Genomic DNA, 18,356 nt, shown 5'->3' on the forward strand with positions numbered 1-18,356 from the left:
GCTGACCAGCGCCGCGCTCCGTCCTTCGCCGATCACCCCTTCCGTCGATTTCGACGGCAAGGGCGTGCAGCACGGACATCTGCGTCTGCCCTATAGCCGCGATGACAGCGCCTGGGGCTCGGTGATGATCCCGATCTGCGTCGTTGCCAATGGCGAAGGCCCGACCGCGCTTCTGACCGGGGCCAATCACGGCGACGAGTATGAGGGGCCGGCGGCACTCTTCGAACTGGCGCAGACGCTTGATCCCGCCGCGATCAACGGACGCGTCATCATCGTTCCAGCGCTCAATTATCCCGCGTTTCGCGCCGGCACGCGGACCTCGCCGATCGACCGGGGCAATCTGAACCGCAGCTTTCCGGGGCGTCCGGATGGCACGGTGACGGAGAAGATCGCCGACTACGTCACGCGCCACCTGATACCGCTCGCCGATATCGTGCTCGACTTCCATTCCGGTGGCAGGACACTGGACTTCCTGCCCTATGCCGCAGCCCACGAACTGCCGGACAAGGATCAGGAAGCGCGCTGCTTCGATGCCGTCGCCGCCTTCGCCGCACCGTTTTCGATGAAGATGCTGGAGATCGATGCGGTCGGCATGCTCGATACGACCGTCGAGGAGATGGGCAAGGTCTTCGTGACGACCGAGCTCGGCGGTGCCGGGACCGCCACGGCGCGGTCGATCGAGATCGCCCGCAAAGGCAGCCTCAACCTCCTGCGGCATGCCGGGATCCTTTTGGGTGAACCGAATGCCGCGCCCACTCGTTGGTTGGATATGCCATCGAGCGATTGCTTCACCTTTGCGCAGGATGAGGGACTGATCGCCTTCGCCGCCGATCTCGGCGATCCGGTCAGGACAGGCGGGGTCATCGCCCGTGTCTACCCCGTCGGCAAAACCGGCATTGCGCCAATCGAGTACCGCGCCGCCATGGATGGCGTGCTCGCGGCGCGCCACGTACCCGGTCTGATCAAGGCCGGCGACTGCCTTTCCGTGATCGCCACGATCACGGAGGAGACCTAACCGTAGAGAACCCGCGAGATCCGAAAACGGACAGCAAAACCCTAACCAGAGGAGAATTCGCATGCCAATCAAGACAATCGCCGGCCTTTCCGCCCTTGCACTGATGCTGGGCGTAACGTCTGCCAGCGCACTGACACTCGAGGAGGTCAAGCAGCAGGGTTACATCCGCGCTGCGACCGCCAATGAAGTCCCCTATTCCTACATGCAGCCCGATGGCACCTCTGCCGGCATCGGTCCCGATGTCGCCAGCGCCGTGCTGAAATCCATGGGGATCGAAGAGATCAACTGGACGGTCACGCCATTCGGCACGCTGATCCCGGGCCTGAAAGCCAAGCGCTTCGATTTTGCCGCGGCCGAGCAGAACATCTCGCCGGAACGTTGCAAGCAGGTCGCCTTCACCGAGCCGAACTCGTCCTATGGCGAAGGCCTGCTCGTCAAGAAAGGCAATCCGAAGGGCCTGAAGACCTATGCCGACATCGCCAAGGATCCGTCGCTGACGGTGGCCGTCGTCTCCGGCGCCAACAATGTCGACTTCCTGCGCGCCGTCGGCGTCAAGGATGAGCAGATCGTCTTCATTCCGGCCAATGCCGATGCTATCCCGACCGTGCAGAGCCGCACCGACGCCTATGCGGCGACCGAACTGACTGTCGCGGCGCTCGCCAAGGGCCAGGCCCAGGTCGAGCAGGTTGCGCCGTTCACGGACCCGATCGTCAAGGATGCGCCGGTTCGCAACTACGGTGGCTTTGCCTTCCGCCCGGAAGACAAGGAACTGCGCGACGCCTTCAACGCCGCCCTCGTCAAGTTCCGCACGACGGATGAGTACAAGGCGATCCTCACCAAGTACGGCCTGTCCGAACAGAGTATCGCTGCGGCCGCCGACAAGAAGGTCGACGACCTCTGCGCCGGCAAGTAACGGCAGAAGGCGCCCGATCCGATCGGTCGGGCGCCGCTCCTAACGATCAGGAGACTTCCGTATGAACTGGACAGCCTACCTGCCAATGCTCTGGCATGGTGCATTCATCACGATGACGATCACGCTTGCGTCGATTGCCGTCGGCGCGGTGCTCGCTTTCATTTTCGGCATCCTGCGCGTCGAGGGAGGGCCGATCCTTTCGGCTGTCGCGCTCTGCTACACGGAGGTGTTTCGCGGCACCTCGCTCTTCGTTCAGCTTTTCTGGTTTTACTACGCGCTGCCGCTCGTCGGTCTGAGCTTCGATCCGATCACCACGGGCATCCTGGTGCTGGCGGCCCATGCCGGTGGATATGGCGCCGAGATCGTGCGCGGGGCGCTGTCATCCGTTTCTGTGCAGCAGCTGGAGGCCGCGCGTGCCCTGAATTTCAGCCGTTTCCAGACGCTGTTTCGCATCTCGCTGCCGCAGGCGATCGTCGAGATGATGCCGGCCTTCGGCAATCTGGCGATCGAGACGCTCAAGCTCTCCTCGCTCGTGTCGCTGATATCGATTGCCGATCTCACCTTCGCGGCCCAATCGATCCGCAACATCACGCTGGATAGCGCGAGCATCTATTCCATCACGCTCCTCTGCTACTTCGCCATGTCGCTGGTGCTGATGGTGGCGATCCGGGTGATCGAGCATTTCGTGCGGCGTGGCCACGCCTTCCCGCAGATGCCCCGTTCGTGAGGATATGATCACATGATGTATGGATACGAATGGGATACGACGACCTGGCTCACCTATACGAGCTCGATCCTGCCGATCATCCTGATCGGCCTGACGGTCACCTTGAAGGCTGCGGCGGCAGGCTTTGCCATCGCGCTCGTGCTCGGCCTCGTCTTCGCGCTGTTGCGCCGCAGCCGCGTGATCGCGATCTCCTGGGCGACCGCCTTCGTCGTTGAATTTCTGCGCGACACGCCGCTTCTGGTGCAGCTCTTCTTTCTCTATTACGTGCTGCCCGATTTCGGCGTCGTGCTGCCGGCCTTTTTGACGGGCGCAATCGCCCTTGGCCTGCAATATGCCGCCTACACATCCGAGGTCTATCGCGGCGGCATCGAGGCCGTGGCCCGCGGCCAATGGGAAGCGGCAACGGCGCTCAATCTGACGCGCATGCAGGCCTATCGCGACATCATCATCCCGCAGGCCATCCCGCGGATCGTGCCGGCCATGGGCAACTATCTCGTCGCCATGATCAAGGAAACACCGGTTCTTTCCGTCGTCACCGTCATGGAGATGATGGGCCTTGCCAACATGATCGGCGAACGCACCTTCGAATATCTCGTGCCGCTGACGCTTGTCGGCCTGATCTTCCTCCTCCTGACGCTGATCTGCTCGGCCGGTCTCCACCGCCTGCAGAAAGCCCTTCCGAAAGCAGGAATCCCCTTGCGATGACCGAGAATAACAATCCGCCTATCATCGAATTTTCCAACGTCGCCAAGCGCTTCGGCCCGCTGACGGTACTCGACGACTTCAATTTCACAGTCAGGAAAGGCGAGAAGGTGACGCTGATCGGCCCGTCCGGGTCGGGAAAGTCCACGGTGCTGCGCATCCTGATGACGCTCGAACCGTTTCAGGACGGCAAGCTGACGCTGCAGGACATGTCCTATCACGAGCCGAACGGCAAAGGCCCGTTCAAGGCTTCGGAAGACCATCTGCGCCAGATCCGCAACCATGTCGGCATGGTGTTCCAGAGCTTCAATCTGTTTCCGCATATGACGGTGCTGCGCAATATCGTCGAGGCGCCGCTGCGGGTGCTCGGCATCGCGCGGGCAGAAGCCGAGGCGCGGGCGCTGCAACTGCTCGACATGGTGGGTCTCACCGACAAGAAGGACTTCTATCCCTCGCAGCTCTCCGGCGGCCAGCAGCAGCGCGTAGCGATTGCCCGCGCGCTGGCAATGCGCCCACGGGTGCTTCTCTTTGACGAGCCGACCTCGGCGCTCGATCCGCAACTCGTCGGCGAAGTGCTCTCCGTCATCCGCGGCCTGGCGCACGAGCACGACCTGACCATGCTGCTCGTCACCCATGAAATGCGCTTCGCCCGGGAAGTTTCGGACCGGGTCTGCTTCTTCGACAAGGGCCGCATCTGCGAACAAGGCGCGCCCGAAGAAATATTCGGCGCACCGCGCGAGCAGCGGACGCGGGAATTTCTGTCGTCGGTTCTGGCTTGATGAAAAGGCCCGGAAGCTAAGCTCCGGGCCTTTGAAATTGGGTAACCGTCTTTCTAGCGGGTGCGTGTCGTTTCGAAGAGGAACCACACGCGCCTCTCGGTCTCGTCGATCCAATTCTCGATCAGGCTGGTCGTCGCGTGATCATTATGCTCGGAGGTCAGGTTGTGCACCTCCCGGAACATCTCGACGAGCCGCTTGTTGTCGTCCCTGAGCTCGGCCAGCATGTCATCGGGCGTCACGTAATCCGCGTCATTGTCCGAAAGCCGCTGCAGGCGGGACACCTGACCGATCGACTTCAGCGTCGTTCCGCCGATCTTGCGGACCCGCTCGGCGATGTCGTCGGTCATCGCAAAGATCTGCTCGGCCTGCTCATCGAGCATCAGATGATAGTCGCGGAAATGCGGGCCGGACATGTGCCAATGGAAGTTCTTGGTCTTCAAATACAGAGTGAAGACATCGGCAAGGATCGCGGTCATCGCCGCCGATATGTCGGTGATGGCATTCGATTTCAGGTCTGAAGGCGTTTTGAGCGACGGCGCAGGACGTTTTTCCACTGTCTAACCCTCCGTGGAGCAGCGAGTAACTCCGCTCAAGGTACCGCTCGCCCCGTTCGCTTCAATAAGTGCGACAAAATTTCGGCCGGTCTGGTCAGCGCCAGCAGATCAGGCGCTCCTCCCGATGCCGATCCGAACGCTGACGCCTCTGGCGTAAACCATGCTAAAGTTGGCGTTTACGCCGATAGTGACTGAGGCCGCCGATCGCTAGTTTCCCTCTCGCAACTCAACGCCTTCTGCGGAGAAAAATCATGAAAGTTCTAGCTATCGGATCGATCATCAAGCCCGTCACCGACGAGCAGCGCCGCGAGATCATGCCAAAGGAAGTGCCGGCAACGCTGCAGCACTATCTCAATGGCAAGATCGAGCAGTTCTGGGCCCGCCAGGACGCCCCGGGCGTCATCTTCCTGATGAACGTGGATTCCATTGAGCAGGCGAAGGCCGAAGTCGAAGGCCTTCCGCTGGTGACCGGCGGCTTTGCCTCCTACCAGTTCATTCCGGTCGGCCCGCTGGCGCCGCTCGGCCTGCTCATTCAGGGCAAGTAGCTGCAGCCTGGTTCCGGCGGCCATTCTCCCAGTTGGCCGCCGGCGCCACTGCCTTGCCGTGACACATCTTCAAAACGGATCATTCTTTGATGGACAGACGACTTCTCGTTCTTGCCCTTGGCATGTTCGCACTCGGTACCGACAGTTTCGTCGTTGCCGGCGTGCTGCCTGAAATCGCCCGCGACTTCAATGTCAGCATCGGCGCTGCCGGGCAGATGACAACGATCTATGCGGCCACGATCGCCGTGCTGGCGCCTGTCATTGCGGCAGCCGCGGCACATATGCCCCGCAACAGGCTGCTGCTTGCCGGTCTCGGCATCTTCGTCATCGCCAATCTCGCAACGGCGCTCTCACCCAATTTCGAAATGGCGCTCGCCACCCGCGCGCTCGCCGGTCTCGGAGCCGCCATGTTCGCCCCGACGGCAACCGGCTCGGCCGCGTCGATCGTGGCGCCCGAGAAGCGCGGCTTTGCGCTTTCGGTCGTCGCCACAGGCATGACCGTCTCGACCGCCCTTGGCGCTCCGATCGGCACATTGATCGGCGGTCTCGGTGACTGGCACTGGACGATGGTCTTCGTCTCGGGGCTGGCAGCCATCGCAGGCGCCGGCGTGCTTGTCTTCCTGCCGCATATTCCGATGCCGCCTGCCGTCTCGCTCGGCAAGCGTCTGGCGCCGCTCGCCGATGCCAGGATCGGTCTGGCGCTGACCACGACCTTCCTGTTCTTCAGCGCCGCCTTTACCATCTACACCTATTTCTCGGTCGTCTTCGGCCGCACGATCGGTGGCGATACGGCGATCCTCGCCGGGCTTCTGGTGCTCTGGGGCGCGGCCGGAACGGTCTCCAACCTGCTTGCCGGCCGGCTGATCGACGCGATCGGTTCGCGGAAAGTGCTGATCACGATGCTCGGTATGGTGCTTGTGAACTTCCTGCTTCTGCAGTGGAGCGGCGCCAGCCTCTGGACTGCCGTGCCCGCCGTCCTGCTCTGGGGCGCCTGTGGCTGGGGCAGCACGGTGCCGCAGCAGCACCGCATCGTCGGCATCGCGCCGCAGATTGCGCCGATCGTGCTCGGCCTCAACAACTCTGCGGTGTTTCTCGGAACCACCGCGGCTGGCATCATCGGCGCAACGGCCATCGACATCGTCGGCAGCCAAAATCTCGGCTTCGTCGCCGCAGGTCTGGTCGCCGCCGCATTGATTGCCTCAGAGCTCACCGACCGGGCGATTGCCGCTTCGCGCAGCCGCAGCGCACCCGATCAGCGCCAGAAGGCGGCCTGAGGCCAAACCTCTGCAATACAGAAAGGTCTGACAATGCTCGACTTGATCAAATCCTCCATTGAGGCCCACGGCGGCCTCGACAGATGGCAGCGCATCCGAAAGATCACCGCGACGATGACGCCGGATGGTCTGGCGCTGAAGGCTCGCGGACAGGAAGCGTTTGCGAAAAGGCCGACGCGGGTGACAATCGATACGCGCCTGCAGAAGACGACCTTCGATCCATTTCTGGCACCGGAACAGATCGGCATCTACGAACCGTTCCGGACTGCAGTCGAAAGCGCCGCAGGCGCGACGCTCGAATGGCTGGACAATCCGCGCCAGTCATTCACGCCGAATGTGCCATGGAGCGCCTCACAGCTCGTCTATTTCGCCGGATACGCGATGTGGACCTACCTGACACTGCCCTTCTCGCTGCTGACCGATGGCGTCAGCTGCGAAGAGATCGAACCGTGGCACGAGGACGGCGAAGTCTGGCGGGCCATAAGAGTCCGGTTCCCGGCTTCCTACGTCACGCATTCCAGCGAACAGGTGCTCTACTTCGACAGCAATGCCCTGATCCGGCGTCAGGACTATTCGGTGGAGATCGCGGGCGGCGGGACCGCCGCTCACTATCTCTACGACCACCGGACGTTCGAAGGACTGGTCTTCCCGACCCGCCGCCGCATCTATCTGCGCGGCGCCGATGGGCAACCCGACAGAAACGTCATCCTGATGGCCGCCGACTTCGAGAATTTCGAGTTCGTCCGCGAGGAACAGGGCGTCCCCCAAGGCTGGAACGCGGTGACCTGTGACTAGCTGGCAGGCACGTTCGCCTAGGCAAGCCCCAGATGGGATCGCAGCGTGCGCCCGGAATAGTTCGTCCTGAACAGCCCGCGGCGCTGCAACTCCGGCACCAGCAGATGGACGATGCGCTCCAGACTGTCGGGCAGGACCGGCGGCATCAGGTTGAATCCGTCTGCGCCGCCGCCCACGAACCAATCCTCAAGCGCGTCTGCCACCTGTTTCGTCGAGCCGGCGATCGTCCAATGCCCGCGCGCGCCGGCAATATGCTGGTAGATCTGGCGGAGGTTCAGGTTCTTCTCGCGGGCCAGATCGACGATCAGCTTCTGCCTGCTCTTGTTACCGTTGGTTTCGGGCATATCGGGCAGCGGGTCTTCGGGCGAGTATCCGCTGAGATCGAAGCCGACGAGCTGGGACAGCAGCAGCAGCCCGGATTCCGGATGAACCAGGTTCTGCAGCCGTTCGAAGATGTCTTCGGCTTCGGATTGCGTTTCGGCCACCACCGGAAAGGCGCCGGGCATGATCTTCATCTGCTCGGCCGTCCGCCTATAGCGTCCGAGGCGGGATTTTACGTCGGTATAGAATTCCCGGGCAGACAATAGTGTCTGATGAGCCGTGAAGATCGCCTCGCCGGATTGCGCCGCCAGCTCGCGTCCCGCCTCCGACGATCCCGCCTGGAAAATCACCGGCGCGCCTTGTGGCGAACGGCCGACATTGAGCGGTCCCCGCACCTTGAAATGCCTGCCCTCGTGATTGAGCACATGCATCTTCGACGGATCGAAGAAGCGGCCCGCCTCGCGGTCGCGGACGAAGGCACCCTCCTCCCAGCTGCTCCAGAGTCCCTTGGCGACATCGACGAACTCTGCGGCACGGGCATAGCGGTCCGCATGACGAACATGCTCCTCGAGGCCGTAATTATAGGCTTCGCTCTCATTGACCGATGTAACGAGGTTCCATCCCGACCGGCCGCCACTAATCAGATCGAGCGAGGCGAATTTCCGCGCGAGGTCGTAGGGCGTGTTGAAGGTGCTGGAGACCGTCGCGACCAGACCGATCTTCTCTGTAACGGCGGCGAGCGCCGAAAGTAGCGTAATCGGTTCGAAGCTGATGTCATGGGAGGAACGCGACGCCGCCTCCACCTCCCCCGAGCCGATGCTGCCCGCGAAATCAGCAAGGAACACGGCATCCAGCTTACCGGTTTCGGCGAGCTGGGCCATGGCCTTGTAATGCGCAAAATCCACACCGGCATCCGAGGCCGAGCGGGGATCTCGCCATGCCGCCGAATGCTGCCCAGCAGGCATGAGGAAGGCGGTAAGGCTCATTTGCCGCGTAGGGCTTGCGTCAGCCATGATCTGTCCTGGGATGCGGGGTCGAGACATTGCGGAGCCGCTGCGGAAGGCAGCGGCTCCGAAACTTTGATGCCTTCAGCGGATCTTCACGCCTTGGCGCGGCGCACGGCGTCGGCGATCGTGACTTGCTTCGGGATGAGCTGCAGCTCGAAGAAGGTGTCGGCGATCGCTTGCTGCTGGGCCACGACCGTATCGTCGAGGCTCTTCACGCCATAGGACTGGCGCTCCAGCGCCTTGACGAGCACCGGCTCGGGAATGCCGACCAGCGGCGAGAGTTCCTTGGCGGCGGCGGAAACGTCGGCCTTGGCCCATTCGTCGATCTCGGCGATCGCGGCAATGACCGTATCGACGGCTTCGGCATGGCCGTCGACCAGCGTCTTGGTGCCGAGATAAAATTGGTGGTTGGGGACGATGCCCTCGCCGTTTCTGAGCTCGTGCGCTTCGATCGCCTCTTCTGCCGCGGCCTGGAACGGATCCCAGATCACCCAGGCATCGACGGCGCCCTGCTCGAAGGCCGCACGGCCATCGGCCGGGGCGAGGAAGGAGGGCTCGATATCGGCATAAGTGAGGCCAGCTTCCTCAAGCGCCTTGACCAGCAGGTAGTGGACGTTGGAGCCCTTGTTGAAGGCGACCTTCTTGCCCTTCAGATCGGCAACCGCCTTGATCGGGCTGTCCTTCGCAACGAGGATCGCTTCGCCGCGCGGCGCAGGCGGTTCATGGGCCACGTAGACCAGCGGCGCACTGGCCGCCTGGGCGAAGATCGGCGGCGTTTCGCCGGTGGAGCCGAAGTCGACGGCGCCGGCATTCAGCGCCTCGAGCAGCTGAGGCCCGCCGGGAAACTCGGTCCATTCGACCGAATAGCCGATTGCCTGCAGCTTGGCTTCCAGACTGCCCTTGCCCTTCAAGAGCACCAGCGTGCCGTATTTCTGATAGCCGATGCGCACGACCTTGTCGGCTGCGGCGGCCGTACCGGCTTTGATGAATGGCAGGGTAGCGGCAGCGCCTGCGAGTGCAGCCGTAAAAGCGCGTCTTGAAATGTCCATGATAGCCCTCCGAAAGACTTCGTCGAGCAAAGTAATTTATGTCTACAGATTTACTAGAATAACTATGCTATTCTCATAGACTCTGAGGAATTTGATTTTCCTGCGGCGTTGTCGAACCGTGTTGCCTATACTCAGGACAGCGAAAATCGGCTGCTGGTGCGGCCTGCGACAGTGAAAGAGCTCAGCGCTCCATCTGGCACCAGGCCGCCAGGAGCGGACGGGCGGTGCAGCGCATGGCGACGGTGTGACCTGCCTCATTATAAAAGGCCGAGCCCGGCGTCGCCTGCTGCCAGCCGCGGTCGTCGCAGAGGAATTCGCAATCGGAGAGCGCCAGGAACACGCGGGCGCGATACTGCACGTGATCTGGAAAGCGGCTGTAGGGCTCCATGATCGTCAGGCCGAGCGTCACGTCTTCCCGCTCTTCGAGGCCCGACGCACCGGCGACGATCGCATGGGCATGCGCGGTCTCGATATTCATGCTGGCGAAGGGGCCGGTCTTACTGGAGACCCAGTCGAGGTTCTTCGCGACGTCGTTGATGGCGGCCGCCACCTCGGCGAAGGGCTTGCCCTTGGACGCGATCTGGCGCAGCGCGAATTGCAGCTGCGGCACCAGCTTCAGCGGTGTTGCGGGACGGGTCGAGACCGCGCCCGGCTGCTGCAGCAGGTGGAAGATCTTGCCGGCGACGAATTTTTCCATCATCGGCGTGCCATCGGCAAGCATCAGGCTGCCGATCGCGCCGATCAGCCGCTGCACCTCGGCCGGCCTGCGGGCGCGGCTCGCCGGGTAGGCCTCCTCGGTTCTGGTTCCTCGGTGCAAGAGGAGATCGGCATCTCTCCTCAGCTTGGATTTCGACATCGGGTATATTCCGGAGCGCTTCGCGCCACCCAAAGGCGGCGCAACCTGAGCGCAAATAGTTTCGCGAAGGCATCGGATCAACACCAATGCGAAAGCGCGGTCAAGACGGCTGGCGAAAACTCCTGCGGAGCATCAGCCTTTCGCCGGCGCGCGCCGGCTCGACCGCAGGTCGCCCGCCGTATGCCAGACGACGGCCGCGACGATCACGGCGCCGCCAAGGAGCGTCGCGAGCGGCGGCTGCTCGGCGAAGAACAGCCAGACCCAGAAGGGCGTCAGCACGATTTCCATCGTGCCGATGAGCGCGGCCTCGGCCGGCGGCATGCGCCGGGCACCCGCGAGGAACAGGACGAGCGCGATCGAGAAATTCGTCGCGCCGAAGGCCGCCAGCACCACCCAGTTATAGGTATCGATCGAACCGACCGAACCGAAGGGCGAGAAGATCGCCAACGTCAGAAAGGCGCTGACGATGGTCGGCGGCAGGCTCGGCACGCCGGGGCTGATGCGCGGGATGACGATGATCAGCGCGAAGGAGGCGGTCATCCCCAGCGCCAGCAGATCGCCGAAGCCAGTTCCGCCGCCGATCGACGAGGCAACGATGATGATGACGCCGAGAAGGCAGGCGCCGCCGGCAATCATCGTGCGGCTGCCGACCCGCTCCTTGAGGAGCACCCAGCCGAGGAGTGCGGCGATGAAGGGCGCCGTCGCATAGATGACGGCGACATTGGCGACGCTGGTGGTGTAGAGCGCGCCGATGAAGCAGGCCTGACAGAAGGTCTGGCAGGCGATCATCGCGATGCCCGAGGGATGGAAAATCGAGGCCCACTGCTTTCTCGACAATCCGCCTTCGAGGAAGAAGCTCGGTATCAAGAGAAACAATCCGCCGAACAGCGAGCGCCAGGCGATCGTCGTCCATGCGTCGATGGACAGGAGACGTGAATAGATGCCGCTCGCGCTCCAAGCCAGCGTGGCGGCAACTACCAGAATGACGCCCTTTTCGTGCTCGCTCAGGCCGAGCGGGCGGACGTCCGTATTGAGTGACATTGGTTTTCCCGAACCAGAGGTCTGATTTGCTCTGTTTGCTACCGTTCTTGACATTAAGCAAACGAATAGTTGAGATAGCTGCCATCTGATTTTTTTGTGGCTTGAGAATGCGTCAACCTATCGAAAGCGATCTGCTGCGCACCTTCCTTGTCGTCGTCGAGACGTCGAATTTTTCGTCGGCTGCGCAGGCGATCGGCCGGACGCAATCGGCCGTCAGCGCGCAGATCAAGAAGCTCGAGGAAACGATCGGCGAGACTCTGTTCGAGCGCGGCGCCCGCGGCGTCGTGCCGACGCGCTGGGGACTGCAGCTCCTGCCCTATGCGCAGCGGGTCATCGATCTCCTCGACGAGGCGGCGGCAACGATCCGCACCAAGGAGCTCGACGGCCCTGTCCGTATCGGTATCCCCGAGGAATACAGCCAGACGGTGCTGCCGGCAGCGCTTGCGGCATTCGCCGTCCGCCATCCGGCCGTCGAGGTGACGGTCTCCTGCGACTACACCGTCAGGAACCTCGCGGCACTGGAGCGAGACGAACTCGATCTCGCCGTCGTCTTCGACTGGGGCAACCAGTCGAGCGGCGAGGTTCTCTGTATCGATCCGACCGTATGGGTGACGTCGCAGGTCCACCGCCTGCACGATCTCGATCCGATGCCGATCGCCATCTACAGGAATTCGAACTGGTGCCGGGATTTCGCCCTGCGATCCCTCGACCAGATCGGGCGGCGCTACCGCATCGCCTTCATCGCCGACACCAGCTCGGGCCTGCAGAATGCCGTCGTGGCCGGGCTTGCTGTGACGACGCTGTCGCGCAGCCACATTCCGCCGGGTTGCCGCGAACTGACGGCCGACGACGGCTTTGCGCCGGTCGATACGTCCAAGGTCGTCCTGCGGCGCAACCCCTATCACTCGACCGAAGCCGTACGCGAACTGGCCGACATGGTGCGCGACGCCTTCAAGCCGATCGGCTATCAGGCGCTGGTGTAACGGGGCGGCGTAGGCGCCTGCGGGTGTCGGACGGGCTTTCCGAGAAGCTGGCGCGATAGCTGCGGGCAAAGGCGGAGGCCGAGTTGAAGCCGGTGGCGGCGGCGATATCGGCGAAGGAGGCCTTGGTCTCGATGACCTTGCGCCGCGCTGCATTGAGCCTCAGCGCCAGATAGTGCACATGCGGCGGCGCGCCGATGCTCTCCTGGAACAATCCCTGCAGATGACGGGCGCTGACGCCGACGCGTTTGGCGATGCGGCTGAGCATCACCGGCTGTTCGATATGCTCTTCCATAAGCCGCACGGCGGATGCCACGCGCGGATCGCGCATGCTGAGGCCTGCGGCAGAGGGCGAAAGCTGGCTTTCGTTGTGGAACGACACCTGCTCGTAGCTGAACAGACGGCTGACCTCGAGCGCCAGCGAATAGCCCTGCCGCTGGCGGATAATTTCGAGCATCAGATCGACGGTCGGCAGCGGGCCTGCCGTGGTCAGACGCTTTCCGTCGATGACGAAGCGGTCCTTGACCGCCTTTACCTGCGGGTAGGCCAGCGAAAAATCCTCGAAATCCTCCCAGTGGATCGTTGCTGTCAGGCGGTCGAGAAGGCTGGATTCAGCGAGCAGCCATGTGCCGGATTCGATACCGGCGATGACGCTGCGATGGCGCGCCGCCTGCGAAAGCTGCATTTTCAGCGCGGCCGTGGCGCTCTGCCGCCAGTTGTAGCTCGCGAGAACGAAGAGCGGCGCATCCTCCCGCGCGGCGCTGAATGCCCCGGCGGCGGGCACCGGAATGCCGCTCGTCGTCAGCACCGGGGCGCCATCAGGCGTCAGCAGCCGCCAGCGATAAAGCTCGCTGCCGACGATGCGGTTTGCGCCGCGCATCGGCTCGATGACGGAGGCGAGCAGGATGAGGTTCGTCTCCGGCAGGACGAGAAGATCGAGATCGAGGCGGTCGTTCGAGCGGGTGAGCATGAAGTCTCCAGATTGCCGATACTGTATCAATCACCTCCGTTAATGCAAAGCACGGACGTCCCGATTGCCGCGTAATGGGTGCAATACGAGGGAGAACACGATGCCTCTTGCGATGAACCGCGATGTCTTCATCACCTGCGCCGTCACCGGCTCAGGTGACACGGTTTCCAAATCCAGCCACGTTCCCATTACTCCCAAGCAGATCGCGGATTCCGCGATCGACGCCGCCAAGGCTGGGGCGGCCGTTGTTCACTGTCACGTTCGCGATCCGGAGACCGGTGCCGCCAGCCGCCGCAACGATCTCTACCGCGAAGTGACGGACCGCATTCGCTCCGCCGATGTCGATGTCGTCTTGAACCTGACGGCCGGCATGGGCGGCGACCTGATCTTCGGCGATGTCGAAAGGCCGCTGCCGCTTAACCCCGCCGGAACCGACATGGCCGGCGCCAGCGAGCGTGTCAGCCATATCGCCGAATGCCTGCCGGAGATCTGCACGCTTGACTGTGGCACGATGAACTTCAGTCTCGGCGACTACGTCATGACCAACACGCCCTCGATGCTGCGGGCGATGGCGAAGAAGATGACCGATCTCGGCGTGCGCCCCGAAATCGAGGCCTTCGACACCGGCCATCTCTGGTTTGCGAAGCAGCTTGCCGAAGAGGGCCTGATCGAGGATCCCGTGCTGATCCAGCTCTGCATGGGCATTCCGTGGGGTGCGCCGGATGATCTCAACACCTTCATGGCGATGGTCAACAACGTGCCGAAGAACTGGACCTTCTCGGCCTTTTCGATCGGCCGCAATGCGCTGGCCTACCCGGCTGCCGCGGTCCTGGCGGGCGGCAATGTCCGTGTCGGGCTGGAGGACAATCTCTATGCCGGCAAGGGCATGCTCGCCACCAATGCGCAGCTCGTCGAAAAGGCTGTGCAGGTTGTGGAAGGCATGGGTGCGCGCATCATCGGCCCAGAGGCCGTGCGTGAAAAACTGAAGCTGAAGAAGCGCTGAGGGCTGCATGATCAAGATCAACAAGGCAGCCTGTGTCGGTGGCGGCGTTATCGGCGGCGGATGGATCGCCCGCTTCCTGCTGGCCGGGATCGATGTCGATGTCTTCGACCCGCATCCAGAAGCGCAGCGCATTGTCGGCGAGGTGATCGCCAATGCAGAGCGCGCCTATGCGATGCTGACAGGCGCTCCCCTGCCCCCGCGCGGAAAGCTGACCTTCTGCAAGACGCTCGAAGAAGCCGTTGTCGATGCCGACTGGATCCAGGAAAGCGTGCCCGAACGCCTCGATCTGAAGCGTGGCGTCCTGACCCAGATCGATGCGGCCTGCCGCCCCGATGCGCTGATCGGTTCGTCGACCTCGGGCCTGCTGCCGACCGATCTGCAGCGCGACATGCAGTTTCCCGATCGCCTCTTCGTCGCCCACCCCTATAATCCGGTCTATCTGCTGCCGCTGGTCGAGATCGTCGGCGGCGAGAAGACCAGCCATGCAACCATCAAGGCGGCTATGGAAAAGCTGCCGCCGATCGGCATGAAGGGCGTTCATATTGCCAAGGAGATCGAGGCCTTCGTCGGCGACCGACTACTGGAAGCGCTGTGGCGCGAGGCGCTGTGGCTGATCCAGGACGATATCTGCACCGTTGAGACACTCGACGACGTGATCCGCTATTCCTTCGGCCTGCGCTGGGCGCAGATGGGTCTGTTCCAGACCTATCGCATCGCCGGCGGCGAGGCAGGCATGCGCCACTTCCTGGCGCAGTTCGGCCCCTGCCTGCAGTGGCCCTGGACCAAGCTGACCGATGTCGTCGATCTCGACGATGCTCTAGTCGAAAAGATCGGCCAGCAATCGGATGAGCAGGCCGGCGACCTGTCGATCCGCGAGCTGGAGCGTATTCGCGATGAAAACCTGGCCGGTATCTTCCAGGCGCTGAAAGCCGGCGACGGCGGCAAGGGCTGGGGTGCGGGCAAGCTGCTCAAGGATTTCGAGCATTCGCTCTGGGCAGCAGCAAAGCCGGCCGAGCAGGCGAAAACCTCGGCGCCGCTGCGGCTCGTCGATACCAAGGTCAGCCCCGCCTGGATCGATTACAACGGTCACATGACCGAGCATCGCTACCTGCAGGTCTTTGGCGATACGACCGACGCCCTGCTGCGGCTGATCGGCGCCGGTCTCGCCTATGTCGAAGCCGGGCACAGCTATTACACCGTCGAGACCCATATCCGGCATCTCGGCGAGGCCAAGCTTGGCCAGGCGATTTACTCGACCTGCCAGTTGCTTTCGGTCGATGAAAAGCGGCTGCACGTCTTTCACACGATCTGCGATACGGCGAGCGGCGAGGTGCTCGCCACCGCTGAACAGATGCTGTTGCATGTCGACTCGAAGGCCGGCAAGGCCGTTCCGGCGCCGCCGGAAATCCTGGCGGAGGCGAAGGCGATCGCTGAGGCTCACGCCTCGCTCCCCGCCCCGGATGGCGCCGGCCGCCATGTCGGGCAGAGAAAGCAGGGATGAGACGATGATCTGTCAGCCGGCCTCCATTTCCGAAAGCAGATCCCGCAAGGCTGCGCCTTGCGGGGCTTCGGAATCGGCGGCCACTAACAGCAGAGAAATCACTCAATACAACCAGAGAGATAGGAACCCATCCTCGTCTGCAGGATCAGCCTCTTGCTATTCGACTTCAGCACGGCTTGTAACCGTCAATGCAAAATCGCCCTTCAGACGAGCATATGCTCGATATGTCGCAGACGATGTATATGATGTCGTTTCACCGGCCCCCCGGCCGGTCAAAGTGGCCCTTAATTCGATCTCATGCATATTCATTGCCGGGGCAGCTCTCAAAGGTTCCCCCGCGGAAAGAGCGGAGGTAGCATAGGTTGAACGGACGTAGCTTGACCACCTTTGAGCTGCTGACTTCCCTGCCCTCCGCCGCAGCCAGAACGCATGCGGCCCGCTGTCGTCTCGCCATCGCGGGCGCCATCCTTACCCAGAATTCCGATCTTCAGGAAACAAGCCGGACAAAAACAACCGCCGGCATTCCCGATCGCCGCGCCATCAAGCTGGCGCCCACACCCACGCGCAATCGTCTAACCGAGAAAGGAAGATAAGGGCGGCACCAACCGCGACGTTTTCCCGAACGAACATGGACCTGGCACCGGAAGAGGAAACCGGTTCTGCGGTCCACTTGCCAATTCTTCAATCGAGACAAGAAGGAACAGGGGAATGAACGACTACACAAAATATCTCGCAAGCCGCGTTACCGCAGGCGGGCTGAACCGCCGCGAATTTCTGGGACGCGCCATGGCTGCCGGCCTGACGCTTGCCGTCGCCGACAAGCTCTTCACCGAAAGCGCCGAAGCCGCCGAACCGAAGCGCGGCGGCCACCTGAAGCTCGGCCTTGAAGGTGGTGCCGCCACCGACTCCAAGGACCCGGCGAAGTTTCTCTCGCAGTTCATGTTCTGCGTCGGCCGCTGCTGGGGCGACATGCTGGTCGAATCCGATCCGCTGACCGGTGCCGCCGTTCCCTCGCTCGCCGAATCCTGGGAACCGTCGAAGGACGCGGCCACCTGGACCTTCAAGATCCGCAAGGGCGTGAAGTTCCACAACGGCAAGGAACTGACGATCGACGACGTCGTCGCAACCCTGAAACGCCACACGGACAAGAAGTCGGAATCCGGCGCGCTCGGCGTTCTCGGCTCGATCAAGGACGTCAAGGCCGACGGCGGCAACCTCGTCCTGACGCTGACCGAAGGCAATGCGGACATGCCGCTGCTGCTGACGGACTACCACCTCGTCATCCAGCCGAATGGCGGAAATGACGATCCGCTCGCCTCCATCGGTACCGGCCCCTACAAGCTCACGAGCTTCGAGCCCGGCGTTCGCGCCACGTTCGAGAAGAATGCAGACGACTGGCGTTCGGACCGCGGCTATGTCGATTCGATCGAAATCATCGGCATGAACGACGCGACCGCCCGTATCGCTGCACTTTCTTCCGGCCAGGTGCACTATATCAACCGCGTCGATCCGAAGACAGTCGACCTTCTGAAGCGCGCGCCGACCGTCGAGATTCTCTCGACCTCCGGCCGCGGCCACTATGTCTTCATCATGCATTGCGACAAGGCGCCGTTCGACAATAACGACCTGCGGCTTGCCCTGAAATACGCCATGGACCGCGAGACGATGGTCAAGAAGATCCTCGGCGGCTACGGCAAGGTCGGTAACGACTTCCCGATCAACAATACCTACGCCCTCTTCCCCGAAGGGATCGAGCAGCGCGCCTACGATCCCGACAAGGCGGCCTTCCACTACAAGAAATCCGGCCACAGCGGCTCGGTACTGCTGCGCACCTCCGAAGTCGCCTTCCCGGGCGGCGTCGATGCCGCTGTTCTCTATCAGGAAAGCTGCAAGAAGGCCGGCATCGAGATCGAGGTCAAGCGCGAGCCGGGCGACGGCTACTGGACCAATGTCTGGAACGTCCAGCCCTTCTCGACCTCCTACTGGGGCGGCCGCCCGACGCAGGACCAGATGTATTCCACGGCCTATCTCTCGACGGCCGACTGGAACGACACGCGGTTCAAGCGTCCGGACTTCGACAAGCTGCTCCTTGAAGCACGCTCGGAACTCGACGAGACCAAGCGCAAGGACATGTACCGCACCATGGCGATGATGGTGCGCGATGAAGGCGGCCTGATCCTGCCGATGTTCAACGACTTCGTGAACGCCTGCTCGAAGCAGGTGAAGGGTTATGTCCACGATATCGGCAACGACATGTCGAACGGCTATGTCGCCACCCGCGTCTGGCTCGATGCCTGACGGCCGGGGGCTTCCCCGCCATCTCT

At 62.6% G+C, this 18,356-nt stretch carries 19 protein-coding genes; 13 read left to right on the plus strand and 6 right to left on the minus strand.

Annotation, left to right across the window (positions count from 1 at the left end):
- The first annotated feature begins 1 nt into the window (after nucleotide 1).
- From doeB to ehuA, 5 genes are all read left to right on the plus strand, one after another.
- Nucleotides 2-1,015: a N(2)-acetyl-L-2,4-diaminobutanoate deacetylase DoeB gene (gene doeB, locus ACQZ5H_RS11215; RefSeq protein WP_449097916.1), complete on the plus strand. Its 1,014-nt coding sequence runs from the start codon at nucleotides 2-4 to the stop codon at nucleotides 1,013-1,015.
- Between the two features lie 61 nt (nucleotides 1,016-1,076).
- A complete protein-coding gene (gene ehuB / locus ACQZ5H_RS11220) occupies nucleotides 1,077-1,928 on the plus strand; it encodes an ectoine/hydroxyectoine ABC transporter substrate-binding protein EhuB (RefSeq protein WP_130281054.1) in 852 nt (283 codons plus the stop codon).
- Between the two features lie 61 nt (nucleotides 1,929-1,989).
- Nucleotides 1,990-2,655, plus strand: a complete 666-nt coding sequence (gene ehuC / locus ACQZ5H_RS11225) for an ectoine/hydroxyectoine ABC transporter permease subunit EhuC (protein WP_130281052.1) — start codon at nucleotides 1,990-1,992, stop codon at nucleotides 2,653-2,655.
- Nucleotides 2,656-2,667: 12 nt separating this feature from the next.
- A complete protein-coding gene (gene ehuD, locus ACQZ5H_RS11230; protein WP_449097723.1) occupies nucleotides 2,668-3,360 on the plus strand; it encodes an ectoine/hydroxyectoine ABC transporter permease subunit EhuD in 693 nt (230 codons plus the stop codon).
- The gene (gene ehuA / locus ACQZ5H_RS11235) at nucleotides 3,357-4,136 is read left to right on the plus strand and encodes an ectoine/hydroxyectoine ABC transporter ATP-binding protein EhuA (RefSeq protein WP_449097724.1); all 780 of its coding nucleotides are present in this window, start codon (nucleotides 3,357-3,359) and stop codon (nucleotides 4,134-4,136) included. The genes ehuD and ehuA overlap by 4 nt, the downstream gene beginning before the upstream one ends.
- A gap of 53 nt (nucleotides 4,137-4,189) precedes the next feature.
- On the opposite strand, the gene ACQZ5H_RS11240 is transcribed toward ehuA, so the two are convergent.
- Nucleotides 4,190-4,690 carry a Dps family protein gene (locus ACQZ5H_RS11240; RefSeq protein WP_246777637.1) on the minus strand — a complete coding sequence of 167 codons (501 nt, stop codon included), beginning with the start codon at nucleotides 4,688-4,690 and terminating at the stop codon, nucleotides 4,190-4,192.
- Nucleotides 4,691-4,941: 251 nt separating this feature from the next.
- Between ACQZ5H_RS11240 and ACQZ5H_RS11245 the strand changes: the two genes are divergently transcribed.
- The 3 genes from ACQZ5H_RS11245 to ACQZ5H_RS11255 all read left to right on the plus strand — a co-directional run bounded on the left by ACQZ5H_RS11245 (nucleotide 4,942) and on the right by ACQZ5H_RS11255 (nucleotide 7,304).
- The gene (locus ACQZ5H_RS11245) at nucleotides 4,942-5,235 is read left to right on the plus strand and encodes a hypothetical protein (RefSeq protein WP_199625238.1); all 294 of its coding nucleotides are present in this window, start codon (nucleotides 4,942-4,944) and stop codon (nucleotides 5,233-5,235) included.
- A gap of 89 nt (nucleotides 5,236-5,324) precedes the next feature.
- Nucleotides 5,325-6,509, plus strand: a complete 1,185-nt coding sequence (locus ACQZ5H_RS11250) for an MFS transporter (protein ID WP_449097725.1) — start codon at nucleotides 5,325-5,327, stop codon at nucleotides 6,507-6,509.
- Nucleotides 6,510-6,542: 33 nt separating this feature from the next.
- Entirely contained in the window at nucleotides 6,543-7,304 is a 762-nt protein-coding gene (locus ACQZ5H_RS11255; RefSeq protein WP_449097726.1) for a hypothetical protein, read from the plus strand.
- 17 nt (nucleotides 7,305-7,321) lie between these two features.
- Here the strand turns inward: ACQZ5H_RS11255 and ACQZ5H_RS11260 are convergent, their stop codons facing one another.
- From ACQZ5H_RS11260 to ACQZ5H_RS11275, 4 genes are all read right to left on the minus strand, one after another.
- Nucleotides 7,322-8,638 carry an LLM class flavin-dependent oxidoreductase gene (locus tag ACQZ5H_RS11260; protein WP_449097727.1) on the minus strand — a complete coding sequence of 439 codons (1,317 nt, stop codon included), beginning with the start codon at nucleotides 8,636-8,638 and terminating at the stop codon, nucleotides 7,322-7,324.
- A gap of 86 nt (nucleotides 8,639-8,724) precedes the next feature.
- On the minus strand, nucleotides 8,725-9,681 hold the full coding sequence (locus ACQZ5H_RS11265; RefSeq protein ID WP_449097728.1) for a sulfonate ABC transporter substrate-binding protein: 957 nt from the start codon (nucleotides 9,679-9,681) through the stop codon (nucleotides 8,725-8,727).
- A 181-nt stretch (nucleotides 9,682-9,862) separates the two neighbouring features.
- Complete coding sequence (locus ACQZ5H_RS11270; protein WP_449097729.1) at nucleotides 9,863-10,537, minus strand: dimethylsulfonioproprionate lyase family protein; 675 nt, start codon at nucleotides 10,535-10,537, stop codon at nucleotides 9,863-9,865.
- Between the two features lie 132 nt (nucleotides 10,538-10,669).
- Nucleotides 10,670-11,578, minus strand: a complete 909-nt coding sequence (locus ACQZ5H_RS11275; RefSeq protein WP_449097730.1) for a DMT family transporter — start codon at nucleotides 11,576-11,578, stop codon at nucleotides 10,670-10,672.
- Between the two features lie 107 nt (nucleotides 11,579-11,685).
- Between ACQZ5H_RS11275 and ACQZ5H_RS11280 the strand changes: the two genes are divergently transcribed.
- A complete protein-coding gene (locus tag ACQZ5H_RS11280) occupies nucleotides 11,686-12,561 on the plus strand; it encodes a LysR family transcriptional regulator (RefSeq protein ID WP_449097731.1) in 876 nt (291 codons plus the stop codon).
- On the opposite strand, the gene ACQZ5H_RS11285 is transcribed toward ACQZ5H_RS11280, so the two are convergent.
- Nucleotides 12,530-13,528 carry a GlxA family transcriptional regulator gene (locus ACQZ5H_RS11285; RefSeq protein WP_449097732.1) on the minus strand — a complete coding sequence of 333 codons (999 nt, stop codon included), beginning with the start codon at nucleotides 13,526-13,528 and terminating at the stop codon, nucleotides 12,530-12,532. The genes ACQZ5H_RS11280 and ACQZ5H_RS11285 overlap by 32 nt on opposite strands.
- Before the next feature lie 100 nt (nucleotides 13,529-13,628).
- On the opposite strand from ACQZ5H_RS11285, the gene ACQZ5H_RS11290 reads away from it, so the two are divergent.
- The 4 genes from ACQZ5H_RS11290 (at nucleotide 13,629) to ACQZ5H_RS11305 (ending at nucleotide 18,330) form a co-directional block, all read left to right on the plus strand.
- Nucleotides 13,629-14,531 (plus strand): 3-keto-5-aminohexanoate cleavage protein, encoded by a 903-nt coding sequence (locus tag ACQZ5H_RS11290; RefSeq protein WP_449097733.1) that lies wholly within the window; start codon nucleotides 13,629-13,631, stop codon nucleotides 14,529-14,531.
- Between the two features lie 7 nt (nucleotides 14,532-14,538).
- Complete coding sequence (locus ACQZ5H_RS11295) at nucleotides 14,539-16,032, plus strand: carnitine 3-dehydrogenase (RefSeq protein ID WP_449097734.1); 1,494 nt, start codon at nucleotides 14,539-14,541, stop codon at nucleotides 16,030-16,032.
- A 377-nt stretch (nucleotides 16,033-16,409) separates the two neighbouring features.
- Entirely contained in the window at nucleotides 16,410-16,625 is a 216-nt protein-coding gene (locus tag ACQZ5H_RS11300; protein ID WP_449097735.1) for a hypothetical protein, read from the plus strand.
- A gap of 115 nt (nucleotides 16,626-16,740) precedes the next feature.
- The gene (locus ACQZ5H_RS11305; RefSeq protein WP_112717696.1) at nucleotides 16,741-18,330 is read left to right on the plus strand and encodes an ABC transporter substrate-binding protein; all 1,590 of its coding nucleotides are present in this window, start codon (nucleotides 16,741-16,743) and stop codon (nucleotides 18,328-18,330) included.
- Nucleotides 18,331-18,356 lie beyond the last annotated feature (26 nt).

The organism is Rhizobium sp. 21-4511-3d (assembly GCF_053522545.1).

What these genes read in the sequence shown, in the direction of transcription:
- ehuB (WP_130281054.1), top strand. Translation starts at nt 1,077, where the DNA reads ATGCCAATCAAGACAATCGCCGGCCTTTCCGCCCTTGCACTGATGCTG.
- ehuC (WP_130281052.1), top strand. Translation starts at nt 1,990, where the DNA reads ATGAACTGGACAGCCTACCTGCCAATGCTCTGGCATGGTGCATTCATC.
- ehuD (WP_449097723.1), top strand. Translation starts at nt 2,668, where the DNA reads ATGATGTATGGATACGAATGGGATACGACGACCTGGCTCACCTATACG.
- ehuA (WP_449097724.1), top strand. Translation starts at nt 3,357, where the DNA reads ATGACCGAGAATAACAATCCGCCTATCATCGAATTTTCCAACGTCGCC.
- ACQZ5H_RS11245 (WP_199625238.1), top strand. Translation starts at nt 4,942, where the DNA reads ATGAAAGTTCTAGCTATCGGATCGATCATCAAGCCCGTCACCGACGAG.
- ACQZ5H_RS11250 (WP_449097725.1), top strand. Translation starts at nt 5,325, where the DNA reads ATGGACAGACGACTTCTCGTTCTTGCCCTTGGCATGTTCGCACTCGGT.
- ACQZ5H_RS11255 (WP_449097726.1), top strand. Translation starts at nt 6,543, where the DNA reads ATGCTCGACTTGATCAAATCCTCCATTGAGGCCCACGGCGGCCTCGAC.
- ACQZ5H_RS11260 (WP_449097727.1), bottom strand. Translation starts at nt 8,638, where the DNA reads ATGGCTGACGCAAGCCCTACGCGGCAAATGAGCCTTACCGCCTTCCTC.
- ACQZ5H_RS11265 (WP_449097728.1), bottom strand. Translation starts at nt 9,681, where the DNA reads ATGGACATTTCAAGACGCGCTTTTACGGCTGCACTCGCAGGCGCTGCC.
- ACQZ5H_RS11270 (WP_449097729.1), bottom strand. Translation starts at nt 10,537, where the DNA reads ATGTCGAAATCCAAGCTGAGGAGAGATGCCGATCTCCTCTTGCACCGA.
- ACQZ5H_RS11275 (WP_449097730.1), bottom strand. Translation starts at nt 11,578, where the DNA reads ATGTCACTCAATACGGACGTCCGCCCGCTCGGCCTGAGCGAGCACGAA.
- ACQZ5H_RS11280 (WP_449097731.1), top strand. Translation starts at nt 11,686, where the DNA reads ATGCGTCAACCTATCGAAAGCGATCTGCTGCGCACCTTCCTTGTCGTC.
- ACQZ5H_RS11285 (WP_449097732.1), bottom strand. Translation starts at nt 13,528, where the DNA reads ATGCTCACCCGCTCGAACGACCGCCTCGATCTCGATCTTCTCGTCCTG.
- ACQZ5H_RS11290 (WP_449097733.1), top strand. Translation starts at nt 13,629, where the DNA reads ATGCCTCTTGCGATGAACCGCGATGTCTTCATCACCTGCGCCGTCACC.
- ACQZ5H_RS11295 (WP_449097734.1), top strand. Translation starts at nt 14,539, where the DNA reads ATGATCAAGATCAACAAGGCAGCCTGTGTCGGTGGCGGCGTTATCGGC.
- ACQZ5H_RS11305 (WP_112717696.1), top strand. Translation starts at nt 16,741, where the DNA reads ATGAACGACTACACAAAATATCTCGCAAGCCGCGTTACCGCAGGCGGG.